This is a genomic window from Bradyrhizobium sp. Rc2d, from assembly GCF_900099855.1.
Classification (GTDB): Bacteria; Pseudomonadota; Alphaproteobacteria; order Rhizobiales; family Xanthobacteraceae; genus Bradyrhizobium.
Map to the genome: position 1 here is coordinate 75,641 of NZ_FNCU01000001.1, position 13,553 is coordinate 89,193.

Below are 13,553 nucleotides of genomic sequence, written 5' to 3' on the forward strand. Positions count from 1 at the left end.
ATTTACATTATTAAATAAAACAATTAATACAAGTAAAATTTTCTTTCAGAAACTTAGTGAACCGTACTTCGGCATCACAGAATCAACCGCTTCAGGCTCTCGCGATGATCGACGCACTTTATTTTTGAAAGGATGATGGCGCGTCACCAGCCATCAGGGCCGGATTGGCCCCCTCCAAGACGAATGCGACTTTGCAGCGAATTCCCCCAGGCAGCGCCAAACGCGGGTTCGGCAAGGCCAGACGCACCCCGAACGTTCCGCTGGCAGCGTCGAGGACGCGGTCGACAACGGTGACAGAGGCAATATAGACGCCCCCGATGGGCAGCTCCGGTCGCACCTTGGCCCTGCTGTCGGCACGGATTTGACCAAAGTATGCGGTGGGCACGAACACTTCGACCCTCAGCGGATCAATCTGTGCGAGGGTGAGGACTGGGCTCTGGTCATTTCGATATTCACCCGGAACGAGAAGCCGCTCGACCACCACGCAGCAGCGCGTTCATGATGCCGCCGCGCTCCTTGCTGGAGCGAGCGATTGAGTAAGATTGAGATCCTCACCGTTCGCGCGATTGACAGGGCATGAAATCGGCAAGCTCTCCAAACGCAACGGCTCGGGGCGCCTGCCCTTCGCTCTTGTTGTCCCTACTTCAGCCAGCGCTTCAGGACGCGCCGTTGCGCGGCCCGAACCGGCCTCTGATAGCGCTCCAATCCAGCAAGACGCCTCGCTAGCTTCGGGCTTGGGCATTCCAACAAGTATGTCATGGCGGATCTGCCGAATGCGACGCAGCCGCACGTTGGCACGGACTAGATCATCCACATCCAATGGGCTCTGTTGCTGCGCGAAGCCTGCAATGATCGCGCCGACCAATGCGCTAGCGCTGACATCGTCTCGGCTGGCGTGCGGAAGCGATCACTTAGGATTACCTCTCGCAATAGTAACGCGGATTGAACCGGCGTGCCCCGGTCCGGCCTCGCCGAAGGCGCACTGGCACATCTACTCACTAAGCGGGCTGGCCGACTGACGTCCGTCCCCCTCCCCAACAATGGTCGAAGGGCGGACATCCCCGATGTCGCCGATGGGCCCATAAGCGGAAGCGGCCCGCCGCTATTCATCGCCTCGTCCGGGACAATGAAATGGGCGTCATTCGGCACAACCTGGAAGGGATCAACGGTCCCTATGACGCGCGCGGTCGATGAGGACTTCGACCTTTGGCAATATGCGCGTGACGACAGCTTCGATTCCGGCCGCTGTCGGGTGTAGGCCGTCCGGCAGCTTGAGCTGAGTATCATCCACAAACGCATCGTCGAAAGCCGGGTAGAACAACACATTGTGCTCTCTGGCAAGATCAGAGAACATCGCCGCAAAGGCACGCTTGTAGTCATCTCCACGGCTGGGTTGCGTCCGCACCCCGCAAAGAAGCACGACAATCCGGCGCGCTTCGAGATTGCGCAGTATCTCCGCGAGCGCCGCGCGAGTGACATTTGGTTCGAATCCCCTAAGCATGTCATTCGCACCGAGTTCCAAGATTACCGCGTCGGTATCGTCACTGATCGATCGGTTCAATCTGGCAAGACCCCTTGCAGCTGTGTCACCAGACACACCGGCATTTGCAACCGCGGCCGATTGACCTCTGGCTCTCAATGCAAATTCTAGTTTCTTCGGAAAGGCGTAGCCGGCAGGAACACCGTACCCGGCAGTGAGAGAATCCCCGAGCGCGACAATTCTGACCACCCTTTCATCGGCTCGAACATTATGGTTCGTTGTCCACGCCAGCACGATGGAAACCGCGGCGACAATGATCGTGAGGTGAAGAGTGGGCGTGACCATACTAAACAATAATCCGGATAGCGAACAAACAGCAAGGCGCTATGACGACCTACCCCCTCGAGGCTCACGATAGTCGGCTTGCTGGAAGACTTCTGTCTCGCCTGATGCGCGGATCGATGCTGCTTGCTGATCGTGGCTACGACGCCGAGTGGATTAGAGAACTTTCCATGAAGAGAGGCGCATGGACCAACATTCCGCCCAATCGCAGCCTGCAATTAGTCTGGAGGTCTATGCGCAAGCGCGAGAGGCGTTCGTTCTGTTTGAGAGCCTGCCGAACGCCGCGCAGACACGGAGATTGCTACTAAATCAAGAGCCACTAGAGCTTTTCGGTGCGCAAGACCTTTTGCCAAGCACAGGGCAATCAGATGCATTGAAAACAGTTCACGTACCTGATCCTGGTTTAAACAGGTCCAGATGAGGCGGCACCGCTCCCGGTGGCGCGCGCTCGGAACAATTCAGATGAAGGTCCCGTGAGATTGTTTCGTAGCCAAAATATCGCACCAGCTCCGGCTCCTCGAACGGCACATCGTGGAATGCCGTCGACAGCCATTTACTAGACGGGTCGCGCTCCCATTCCTGCGGGAATAAAGCTACCTCTTCTTTCCACTGTTGACTCGCTGTACTGACTACTGGCTCACTGCGAACTGCACAGAACAGTGCCGTAGCCAAATCTGGGCTGTCGTAACCCGGAAAATGATTGATTTGAGTTGCGCGCGGATTGATCTCTATGAGGTTAGCGCGCTGGGTGACATCATCCAACACAAAATCGAAACCAACAATGCCGGAAAGCTTCAGGTGTCGCGCGATTGAGCGTGCCGCGGCGATCATCGCCTCCCCTTTTACACGACGAACCACAGTTGCGATGCCGAAATCGCGGCCACGCTGCAAGACTTCTACGGCTGCCCAACCCAGAACGTCACCACGCCAGCACGCGACTACACAGTTGGCAAGGCGCCCCGTGACGTACGATTGAACACACATTTGTGCAGTCGAAAAGCTCCTCGGAGCGAAAATCGGCTCGACATCTCCGTCAAAGAGGAATGATTTCATGCGGCGAACCCAGCTTTTCTGAAGTCGCATTCTGAGAAGGCAAGGCAACACGTCACTCATCGTACGTATCAAGATCACATCCCTGCCGCCGGTACTGCCGTCGAGCTTCAGAACGGCAGGTAGCCCATGCCGCCGGACCCAATCCAGCAGGTCCCGAAATCCGTAAATTGCAGACGTCTGCGGAATATGTACATCAGGCAATTGCGCAAGATTCGTCAAGAACGAACGCTTGGCCACGACGTGATAACTCAGTGGCGATCCCAGCGACGTCTCGATCAGCGAAGCTGTCCGCTGCATCTCGGGACGACTGCCGACTGCTGATGTCTCCTTATATAGCCTATGCAAGTGACCGACGACACGATCGTCGCACGGTACGATAAGATCAGGCTGTGACGCTGCTATCGCTTCTTTAACGGAGCTATAGGGAGACATCGGCCGATATTCGAATGTCCGATTTGGCGAGTGCATCCTATGAATCGGATGCCCGGCTAGCGCAACGACGTCAACATCAAAGCCCGCCTTCCGAAACGCCATCGCCAAGCGCGCGACGTTGGGCCACAACACACTATGCGCGAGCAGTACTCTTAGAGTCATCTCTCCGCCCATGCGTCGACCTGCCGCCTCCAGCCTTCTTGCGACCTGCGAAGCGATCGGCACAGGCTTGGTATCAGACGTTGCGAGGCAAAGCCTGCGCCAAATGCAAAACGCAACATCGGACCGAAGCTGTTTGCGGCAACCGGTCCGACGAAGAACAGCCCCTCGAGCGAGGATTCAAAGCGCGTCGACAATCGCGGAGCCTCATTTACGTACGCCAAGCGCGAGAGCACCGATTGATCGAGATAATTAAGCCGTCCGATGTCGGTGCGATACCCCGTCGCAGCGATAACGTGGTCTACGCTCATGCCTGCGATATCGCCTGTACTGCTCCGCAATTCCAGACGCACGCGTCCGCCGGAAACGGACGCGCTGACCAATTCGCGACCACTGAGGACAGGGACGCGACCGTCGAACATAGCCTTCATCGGCCATCCCGCCGCAGGTCCGAGATGCCGTCGAACGACTTCCCCGCGGAAACCGTCAGGCATGAAGTGAAAAAGAAGCGGTGCGTCGGTACACATCCGAGACTTCAGGCCTGGCCCTATACCGGAGCGGGGACGTCTGATGCGCTGCCACAAGGATTCCCCTGCTGAGGGCGGGTTCGCAAAAACCAAGTTTTCACGCCGGCAGATCAATGTAACATCGGATCCGCATTCCTTCAGCAGGGCGGCAAGATCGATTGCCGATGCGCCACCACCAATGACTGCCACGCTACGACCTGCGAACTGGCCCAAATCATGGTGATCGTAGCTATGTGATACAAGCCCTGTTTCCAATGCGGCGAGAGGTGCAGGCAAATAACGAAAATGCCCAATCCCTGTGGCCAGGACGACTCGCCGGACACGCACACAGCCTCCGTTCTCAAGGTCAAATTCAAAACCGTTGCCATGCTGGCGAAGCGAGTGAACCGTCGTCTCTTTCAACGCGGGGGCGAAGCGCTCTTGAAACGCCATACCGTAGTCGATGAACGTCTTCAGGCGCACTGGGACCAGGGTGTCGCTGTACTCGATTGAATGCTCACTACAGAATCTCGACAGTGGGAACGCATTTTCAGGATCGTAGAGATTGGAAGCAAAGCCATCTGACTTCAGCAGCATTCCTTCGGGCATGTGGCGCTGCCACAACTCCATAGGGTGCCCAAATATTAGATGATCAACCCCCGCAGCACGCAGATGTGCCGCAACTGCCAAGCCATAAGGACCGGCGCCCACAATTGCGACTTCAGCATCCATAGAAAAACCCAATTAAATCAATTCTTGGCATTTAGTAATTTATGATATTAAATTATTTATTTAAATGCAACCACAACGTGGTCGCCCGAGTTCGATCCGTCCTAATGCTGTTTGAGGGGTCGTGAGCATCGCCGAGTGTCCTGCGCCCGCCCATGGAGCACCTCCGTGGCCCAGAACTGCCGCGACTAATCAATTTGGATAATTAAATTGAGCTTAACTTATATATAATCGTCAACTGGAATAAGAAATTAATTTAATAATCCGATCTCGAACGGAAACAGCTCGGCCTGCCAGTGGACGAGCCGCTTCAAAATGTGCGTCGGTTTGCTTCTCTCCGGGAGCGCTGCTGCTCTTACGCGGCTCTGCCGTCTGTCTCCGGCAGCAGCGTTCGGGTCGCGAGTGTCGCGCAATATCAGGCCGGCGAGCGCTCAACGGCTGGGTTCCAACTTCGTCCGCCCAAAGTTCCGGCGACAATCGTAGCGGGTGACTTTGCACACCAAGCGAATGGATGCCCTGAGCGGACAGATCTTTTGCAACAGGGAAACGCCGCAATCGGTTCGCGGTTATGCGCCGAATTTTGCGCGCAGGGCGGGGACGCGAGTCGAAATCGCCCAACATTGCTTCCCGCCCGGGTACCGCCTGACAGAAGCCTGCGGTGGAGCCTTCGAATCGGAGTTCAAACCGAACGCTCAGGTTGGACGTTCAGGTCCATTTATGCCGAGCTCTGGTCGGGTTGTTTGTCAAGGCAGCCGATTGAATTCAGATTGAGTATGAGGGGGCGCCTTCTCTCTGCGCCCTCCATCCAAAGGGCCGCAGAAACTCCGGCTCTTCGAACGAAATGTCGCGATAGAGCTTGGGTCAAATCCGATTGCCGGTCGTGCCATCGAATCTCGGACCATCATCGTTTTGAGCAGCGCGACCAGCGTGCGCACCGGCGCAATGCCGCCCAATAATGCCGAGTCGGTATCGAGCTCACTCCCACTATTGAGTCCACTGACCAATCATGACGGCTGCCGCCTTCCGATCGCCTCCGGCGGTCTACCGGCGGCCTCTTGATCAGTAGGTGATGCGCTCGCGAAGGTCGGAGCGCGTGCGCGGCTGATCTCGCAAGGCCACAAATCCACTGGTTCGCCTGTTCCCGAAGTGGAAATTTTCGCGCATAGGGCGGGGGCGAGCCGCTCCAGAATCAGGTGCCGCTCCAAACGGATCTCGCGTTCGAGGGCGTCCGAATAGATCGGGAGCGCGTGGATTGTCTCACGAGGGATTCGGCAGGATACGTGCCCAAATGGGGTCGCTGCCCCGACCACGATGGCTTTGCCATCTCATTCGATCTCGCAAAGTCCCGACTCCAATAATTTGGCACCAGTGATTTTAAGTTATTGCATCTGAGACTGGTGAACCGCACTTCGGTGTCGCCAGGATCAACCGCTTCAGGTTCTCGCGATAATCGACACACTCTATTTCTGAAAGGATGATGGCGCGTCACCAGCCATCAGGGCCGGATTGGCCCCCTCCAAGACGAATGCGACTTTGCAGCGAATTCCCCCAGGCAGCGCCAAACGCGGGTTCGGCAAGGCCAGACGCACCCCGAACGTTCCGCTGGCAGCGTCGAGGACGCGGTCGACAACGGTGACAGAGGCAATATAGACGCCCCCGATGGGCAGCTCCGGTCGCACCTTGGCCCTGCTGTCGGCACGGATTTGACCAAAATATGCGGTGGGCACGAACACTTCGACCCTCAGCGGATCAATCTGTGCGAGGGTGAGGACTGGGCTCTGGTCATTTCGATATTCACCCGGAACGAGAAGCCGCTCGACCACCACGCCGTCGATCGGGCTACGCAGCGCGCGTTGATTCAGAACCTCTTCGGCGTGCGCGACTTCCAAGCGAGCAAGCTCCTTGTTGAGTTGCGCCTCCTTGAGCTGCTGCTCGGCAACCTGCACCTCCGCTTCGGCTTCCTGGAGTGAAGCGAGTGTACTGACGGACCTTGTATGAAGCTCTTTTAGACGCTCATGTTTTTGACGCAGGAACTGCACGCGGGCTTCGGCCGACTTCATTGGGGCATCATTGGTTGCGCGGGCCCGCGCGAGTGCCAGCGTTGCGGCCTCGACTCCATCTTCGATTTTGCCAATGATTTGGCCCTGCCGAACGATATCGCCGCGATCAACATCGAGGCGCGCGATCATGCCGACTGCCGGGCTCGCCAGCTTGACGGTTTGTTGCGGCTCGATCACGCAATTGAATTCTCGCTCCCCCGCCGAGATTTCCGGGGTCTCTGCCCTTGCACCAGAACCGGCAAGCAAGATCCCCACTGGTAGATACAAGCACAACATGATGTAGTTCATCCGCTGAGCTCTGCGGACAATTCCCTCAAACGGACGCATCATGCGAGTTCCCATCGAATTCCGCTTCCGCTCCCATGCCATTTTATATAACATTAATTGAAAATTAATAATTTAAAATAGCGGAGCTCAATATGGCCAATGGATTGCATGACGGCCACCCTCCGATAGCACCGCAAGTCATTGGTCGACGCTGTTTTTGGACGGCACATGTCTGAGCCCGACTTGACAGCAAGCGGGGGCCCCGCCCCACAATTGCGGCGGGTGCCCGCAGATGCCACGACGTCGCCGCACTGGCGAGGATTGCTGAACGCGGGAAACGAAGCGACATTTGTTTCGGCCTGGTTGGCGCTGCAATGCAGCCGTATTGCCGGCGTGTCAGCGGGCCTGTTGCTCATGCGGCGGGTTGATTCCACTGCGCCGTCATTATCGGTAACGTGGCCGCCTCGGGATGTGGACACCAGCGATCTCAAGCGCCTGGCCGAAACCGCCTACGCGGAGCGCCGATTGGTCGTTGCTCCCGGTCGCGTCGGTCCTGATTCCAGGCCCGCGCAACCTGTGGCCCTGATAGTCGCCCTGCCGCTGGGCACTGCGAACGAGCCGATTGCGGCTGTGGCCATCGCATTGACGACGACGGCCGCCAAGCCCCTGGTCACCCCGGCCGTCGTCGCTGAGCAATTGCGCTGGGGCGCGGGCTGGCTCGAGGCATTGCCCTGGGCCAGGCACACTAAGGATCTCTCGTCTGATGTAACGCGAGCCGCATCGTGCCTCGACCTCCTCGTCACAGTGAACGCGCAGCCGCGGCTGAGCGGTATGGCAATCGCGGTGGTCAATGAGCTGGCAACCCGACTGCGGTGCGAGCGCGCATCGCTGGGCATTATCGGTCGGAATGGCACAATCCGCCTGCGCGCGGTTTCGTTCTCGGCCAGCTTCAAACGCGAGAGCCGCCTCGTCAATGCGATCGAGAGCGCAATGGAAGAGGCGATCGAGCAGCGTGGCTGCGTCGCTTATCCGCCATTGCCGAGGATCGGACGTGTCGTGACCATCGCCCATCGGGCACTGGCGGAGGAAGCAAAAGCGTCCGGCTCGTCGACGATGTCAGCTGTACTGGTCGGCCCCCATGGAGAACCGACCGGCGCTCTCACCTTCGAACGTCACCGTGCCGAGCCCTTTACGGACGACGCGCTGAAGTTGGTGGAGGGGATCGCGGCGCTGCTGGGACCTCAGATCGGATTGCAGCTGCGGGCGAACCGGCTGTTGGGCGGACGTGTGGTTGACGGTATCGGTGACGGATGCGCGGCACTGTTCGGCACACGGCGGCCGACCCTCAAGCTCTGCGTCGGCGGTGTCATGGTGCTTGCGCTGACCCTGGTCTTTGCGAAAGGCGAGCACCGCGTCACCGCGAAATCGGTGCTTGAGGCCGAAGTGCAGCGCGCAGCCGTGGCTCCGTTCGACGGATTTGTTCGAGCGGCCCCGGCACGGGCTGGCGACACGGTGCGGCAGGGCGACCTTCTCGCCCAGCTTGAGGACCGGGATTTCGTTCTCGATCGGTTGAAGTGGCGAGCCGAACTCGACAAGCTGCTTCAGCGCGATCGCGAGGCGCTCGCCAAGCACAATCGCAACGGCCTCGTGGTGCTGGAACCGCAGATCCGGCAGGCGGAGGCGCAGTTGGCACTCGCCGAAGAGAAGCTCGCGCGCACCCGGATCCTCGCTCCATTCGACGGTGTCGTCGTCTCCGGCGACCTGAGCCAGATGCTCGGCTCCCCCGTGGAGAAGGGAAAGACGCTGTTCGAGGTGGCGCCACTCAATTCCTATCGCTTGATCGTTCAGGTCGACGAACGTGACGTTCGCTTCGTGGCGGTCGGGCAAAGCGGCACCGTCGCGCTCGCAGGCAGGCCCGGCGAACCGGTGCCGATGACCCTGAGCAAGATCACGCCGGTTACGCTCGCCGAGGAAGGACGCAATGCTTTTCGGATCGAGGCCCGCCTCTCGGAAGCGGGCCTTGCATTGCGTCCCGGGATGGAAGGCGTTGCAAAGATCAATTCCGGACGACGCTCGCTTGCGTGGATATGGATGCATCCTGTCATCGATTGGCTGCGCCTCGCCGCGTGGAAGTACCTGCCGTGAGAGGGGCGATATGACCGCAGCCCCGTTTCTAAGCTCTTCCTGGTATCGCGTCGCGCAACGCAGGCCGAAGCTTCGCGACCACACCTCGGTCTACCGACATCGGTATCGGGGCTGCATTTGGTACGTCGTGCAGGATCACGCGACCGGCCGCATGCACCGCTTGTCGCCTGCCGGCTACATGATCGTGGCGGCGATGGACGGCGTGCGAACGGTTGACCAGATCTGGCAAGAGGTCGGATCCGTTCTTGCAGAGGAGGCGCCGAGCCAAAGCGACGCCATCCAATTGTTGGCCGAACTCAGCGCTTACGACCTATTACAAACCGAAGTGACTCCGGATGCAAGCGCGCTGGTCGCACGTGCGGCGAAAGCCAAACGATCCAGGTGGCTCGGCAACGTGCTCTACCCGCTGGCCCTGCGGATTCCGCTCTGGCATCCGATCAGGTTTTTCGAGCGAACGCGGCCGCTTGCAGAATGGTTATTCGGTTTGCCGGGTGCCGTGCTGTGGCTACTGGTGGTGTTGCCGGCGCCTCTACTCGCGGCACAGCACTGGCAGGAACTAACAGCCGACGCCTCCGACCGAATCCTAGCCACCGACAACCTTCTGTCGCTCGCGCTGGTGTATCTCCTGCTCAAGACGTTGCATGAATTTGGACACGGATTTGCGGTCACGGCGTTCGGGGGAACAGTACCCGAATTCGGAATCATGATCCTGGTGTTCGCCCCGTTGCCCTATGTCGACGCTTCTGTTGCATCGGCATTCCGCAGCAAGTGGAGGCGCGCTCTTGTCGGCGCGGCCGGAATGATTGTCGAAGTATTCTTCGCCGCGCTCGCGCTCTACATATGGCTTACCGTGGAGGCTGGACTTGTCCGCGCGCTCGCATTCGACGCACTGGCCGTGGCCGGAGTCTCGACCCTGGTATACAACGGCAATCCACTTCTGCGATATGACGGCTACTACATTCTCGCGGATCTGCTGGAAATCCCGAACCTGGCGCTGCGCGCTACCCGGTACTGGACCTACCTTGTCAATCGCTACGCGTTTCGCGCGGATGGATCGAAGGATTTCGTAGCCACGACTGGCGAACGAATCTGGTTCGTTCTTTACGCACCGGCTGCTTTCCTTTACCGCCAGGTCGTGATGCTCGCGATCGCCGTGTTCGTCGCCTCGCAGTATCTCGCCCTCGGCGTCTCGATCGCGGTCTGGAGCCTGCTGACAGGTGTTGCGCTTCCGATCGGCAAGGCACTGTGGTTCGTGCTCGCGAGCCCGAGCCTTCATCGCAATCGCGCCCGCGTCGTGACGGCGACCTTCGGCACGATCCTGGCCACCGGGTTGATGCTTTTCCTAATTCCGGTCCCTTCCTACACCACGACGGAAGGCGTCGTCTGGTTGCCGGAGAATGCAATCGTGCGCGCGAGAACCGACGGCTTCGCGCGCGCACTTCTGGTCCAACCGGGCATGAACGTCACAGCCGGAGAAGCGCTGGTCGAAAGCGCGGAATCAACACTCCAGGCCGAACTCTCAATTCTCCGCGCACGCGTCGCCGAACTCGAGACGAGGCTTGCCACCGAGCGCTTTACCGACCGCGCGAGCGCGGAGATCACCACGATGGAATTGGGGCAGGCACGCGCCGAGCTCGCGACCGCGACCGATCGCGCCGCGCGCCTCATCGTGCACAGCCGCAGCGATGGCACCTTTGCCGTTATGAAACCACAGGATCTGCCTGGACGCTTCCTGCGCGAAGGGCAACAGATCGGCTACGTACTTACTCCCGGTTCACGCATCGTTCGCGCAACAATCCGTCAGGACGACATCGACCTTGTTCGCCATCGGCTGCAGAGCGCCGAAGTTAAACTCGCAGAGCGCCCTGACGAGACGTTGCCCGTTGAATCCATTCGCGAAATACCGGCAGGCCGTGACGTCCTCCCCAGCAGAGCTTTGGGGGGCGCCGGCGGCGGCGCTTTCTCCGTCGATCCTGGCGATCCCGAAGGCGTAAAGACGCTGCAACGCGTCTTCCAAATTGATCTTGTGCTGCCCGAAAATGCACCGGCAGCCACCGCGTTCGGCGGTCGCGCCTACATCCGCTTCAACTTCAACTGGGAGCCGCCGGGCCGGCAGATCTGGCGCCGTCTACGACAATTATTGCTGTCTCAGCTGCAGGTCTGAGGGCTCTCCGTATGCTCAAGCGCAAACGAAACTTCGCCAGTTTGACCTCGGTGGCGGTGGACGCACCCTATGCGGAGCAAGCCGCTCGCCGAGAGATTGCACTCGATGCTACCCTGCTCGACGCTTGGGGCCGGGTCTTGCCCTTCCTGCAGCCGGCCCTCGCGCGCGACCGCCTCGGCCGCTTTGTCCGGTTGGTCGGTGATCTGGAACCGCAGTTCGCTGTCCTGACGAACCGACGTTTGCGCGAAACCGCGGAGGAGCTGCGCGCATCATTGCTGTCAACTCCCCCCTACTCGCATCAAATGGCGCGTTCGTTCGCGCTTGTGCGCGAGGCGGCGTGTCGTCACGTCGGGATGCGTCTCTTTCCGGTACAATTGCTCGGCGGCGCCGCCATGATGGGAGGCGCGGTCGCCGAAATGGAAACCGGTGAAGGCAAGACTTTGACGGCGCTGCTGCCGGCGATCACCGCCGCACTCATGGGACGTCCGGTTCATATCATCACGGTCAACGATTATCTCGCGCGCCGCGACGCCGATCAGCTCGCACCTATCTACAATGCGCTCGATCTTACGGTCGGGCTCGTCGCGCACGGGCAGTCGCGGCAAGAGCGGCAAAGAGCCTACGCAAGTGACGTCACCTATTGTACCAACAAGGAGCTTGTGTTCGACTATCTCCGCGATCGGCTCGCGCTCGGCTCCCGCCGGGCCCGTTCTCGGCTTTCCCTCGACACAATATTCAACAGCAGACTTGCTAGCCACCATCAATCACCGCTCTTGCGCGGTCTGCAATTCGCGATCGTAGACGAGGCTGACAGCGTTCTGATCGATGAGGCCCGTGTGCCATTGATCCTCTCCGGAACGCAAGAAGGACCTGAGAATGCCGGGGGCCTGCACCAGACCGCACTAGATCTCGCTCGACGCCTGGTGCCCGGCGACGACTTTCATGTGCGCGCCAACGAGAAGTCGGTGCGGCTGACCACCCGCGGCGAGAGCCGGATCGCTCAGCTGGCTGCAGGACTACCAGGGCTATGGGCAATCCGGCGCGCGCGCGAAGAACTCGCGCAGCATGCGCTTGCCGCCCTTCATCTCTACCGACGCGACGTCCAGTATATCGTCGCTAATGACAAGGTACAGATCGTCGACGAGTATACCGGACGCATCATGCCGGACCGCTCGTGGGAAGGCGGCATTCACCAGCTCATCGAAGCCAAGGAACATTGCACCTTCACGGAGCGACGCACGACCCTTGCGCAAATAACCTATCAGCGCTTCTTTCGGCGCTACATACATCTTTGTGGCATGTCCGGGACGGCGATCGAGCCGGCAGGGGAACTGTACGGCACCTATGGCCTCCGCGTTGTACGCATCCCAACAAACCGGCCATTGCGACGAACGAATGCCGGCACACGCTTGTTCCCGACGGCCAACCTCAAATGGGACGCCGTGGTCGATTCAGTTCACGACATCGTTCGCAAAGGTCGCGCCGTGCTCGTCGGGACCCGCTCGGTTGAAGCATCTGAACAAATTTCGCAGTTGCTTGGCAGATCGGGACTCGAGGCCGTGGTTCTTAACGCGCGACAGGACCACGCAGAAGCCGAGATCATTGCGGGCGCCGGTCAACCGGGCCGCATTACCGTCGCTACCAACATGGCCGGCCGCGGCACCGACATACAACTTCATCCTGCGGTCCGGAGCCGAGGCGGCTTGCATGTCATCCTGACCGAATATCACGAATCCCGCCGCATCGACCGCCAACTCTTTGGGCGCGCCGGCCGCCAGGGTGATCCCGGTAGCTACGAAACGATCGTCGCGCTCGATGATGAGCTTTTCAGACGCTTTATGAACCCGAAGCTTCTTCGGTTGCTGGGCAAACGATCGAAACGGACACAGCCAATTCAAGGAGCACTAGGACACGCATTACGCAGCTATGGCCAACACGCGGCCGAGCGCCTTCATGGGCAAGCCAGACGAACCGCCCTCGCCGAAGATCTTCGTGTCAACAGAATTCTCAGCTTCGCCGGGACTGAATAATGGTTCGCTTTATGCGAACTACTTCCCCAGGAAATTCCCGCAATTTCACCCATCCGACGCATACACAAATATATTATTATATTTTGATTAATAAATCCGTAGCCAGGCCGTCGCGTTGTGCTATTAATCGACAAATTAATTTATCCATTATCCAGCTCCATTATCCAGGAGCCGATTTCGGTTCTG

General features: G+C 59.2%; 8 protein-coding genes and 1 pseudogene. 4 read left to right on the forward strand and 5 right to left on the reverse strand.

The window, feature by feature from the left end:
- Window positions 1–118 precede the first annotated feature (118 nt).
- Both BLV07_RS00370 and BLV07_RS00375 read right to left on the reverse strand, forming a co-directional pair.
- Window positions 119–484 carry an efflux RND transporter periplasmic adaptor subunit gene (locus tag BLV07_RS00370; protein ID WP_091878268.1) on the reverse strand — a complete coding sequence of 122 codons (366 nt, stop codon included), beginning with the start codon at window positions 482–484 and terminating at the stop codon, window positions 119–121.
- A 678-nt stretch (window positions 485–1,162) separates the two neighbouring features.
- Window positions 1,163–1,825 (reverse strand): arylesterase, encoded by a 663-nt coding sequence (locus BLV07_RS00375; protein ID WP_091878270.1) that lies wholly within the window; start codon window positions 1,823–1,825, stop codon window positions 1,163–1,165.
- A 53-nt stretch (window positions 1,826–1,878) separates the two neighbouring features.
- On the opposite strand from BLV07_RS00375, the pseudogene BLV07_RS50030 reads away from it, so the two are divergent.
- Window positions 1,879–2,032 (forward strand): annotated as a pseudogene (locus BLV07_RS50030) (IS5/IS1182 family transposase); the annotation flags it as partial.
- 174 nt (window positions 2,033–2,206) lie between these two features.
- On the opposite strand, the gene BLV07_RS00385 reads toward BLV07_RS50030, so the two are convergent.
- From BLV07_RS00385 to BLV07_RS00395, 3 genes are all read right to left on the reverse strand, one after another.
- Complete coding sequence (locus tag BLV07_RS00385; RefSeq protein ID WP_091878272.1) at window positions 2,207–3,172, reverse strand: ATP-grasp domain-containing protein; 966 nt, start codon at window positions 3,170–3,172, stop codon at window positions 2,207–2,209.
- Between the two features lie 293 nt (window positions 3,173–3,465).
- Complete coding sequence (locus BLV07_RS00390; protein WP_143035313.1) at window positions 3,466–4,716, reverse strand: NAD(P)-binding domain-containing protein; 1,251 nt, start codon at window positions 4,714–4,716, stop codon at window positions 3,466–3,468.
- Between the two features lie 1,445 nt (window positions 4,717–6,161).
- Window positions 6,162–7,049 (reverse strand): efflux RND transporter periplasmic adaptor subunit, encoded by an 888-nt coding sequence (locus BLV07_RS00395; protein WP_176945270.1) that lies wholly within the window; start codon window positions 7,047–7,049, stop codon window positions 6,162–6,164.
- Window positions 7,050–7,256: 207 nt separating this feature from the next.
- Between BLV07_RS00395 and BLV07_RS00400 the strand changes: the two genes are divergently transcribed.
- From BLV07_RS00400 to BLV07_RS00410, 3 genes are read left to right on the forward strand one after another with little or no spacing between them, the layout of a single operon-like run.
- Window positions 7,257–9,173, forward strand: a complete 1,917-nt coding sequence (locus BLV07_RS00400) for an efflux RND transporter periplasmic adaptor subunit (protein WP_091878279.1) — start codon at window positions 7,257–7,259, stop codon at window positions 9,171–9,173.
- Between the two features lie 10 nt (window positions 9,174–9,183).
- Window positions 9,184–11,337 carry a PqqD family peptide modification chaperone gene (locus BLV07_RS00405; protein ID WP_176945271.1) on the forward strand — a complete coding sequence of 718 codons (2,154 nt, stop codon included), beginning with the start codon at window positions 9,184–9,186 and terminating at the stop codon, window positions 11,335–11,337.
- Window positions 11,338–11,348: 11 nt separating this feature from the next.
- Window positions 11,349–13,367, forward strand: a complete 2,019-nt coding sequence (locus BLV07_RS00410; RefSeq protein ID WP_091878283.1) for a preprotein translocase subunit SecA — start codon at window positions 11,349–11,351, stop codon at window positions 13,365–13,367.
- Window positions 13,368–13,553: the final 186 nt, after the last annotated feature.

Bases quoted from the DNA above. Each gene is read 5' to 3' on its own strand.
- BLV07_RS00375 (WP_091878270.1), bottom strand. From the start codon at position 1,825: ATGGTCACGCCCACTCTTCACCTCACGATCATTGTCGCCGCGGTTTCC.
- BLV07_RS00385 (WP_091878272.1), bottom strand. From the start codon at position 3,172: ATGCAGCGGACAGCTTCGCTGATCGAGACGTCGCTGGGATCGCCACTG.
- BLV07_RS00395 (WP_176945270.1), bottom strand. From the start codon at position 7,049: ATGAACTACATCATGTTGTGCTTGTATCTACCAGTGGGGATCTTGCTT.
- BLV07_RS00400 (WP_091878279.1), top strand. From the start codon at position 7,257: ATGTCTGAGCCCGACTTGACAGCAAGCGGGGGCCCCGCCCCACAATTG.
- BLV07_RS00405 (WP_176945271.1), top strand. From the start codon at position 9,184: ATGACCGCAGCCCCGTTTCTAAGCTCTTCCTGGTATCGCGTCGCGCAA.
- BLV07_RS00410 (WP_091878283.1), top strand. From the start codon at position 11,349: ATGCTCAAGCGCAAACGAAACTTCGCCAGTTTGACCTCGGTGGCGGTG.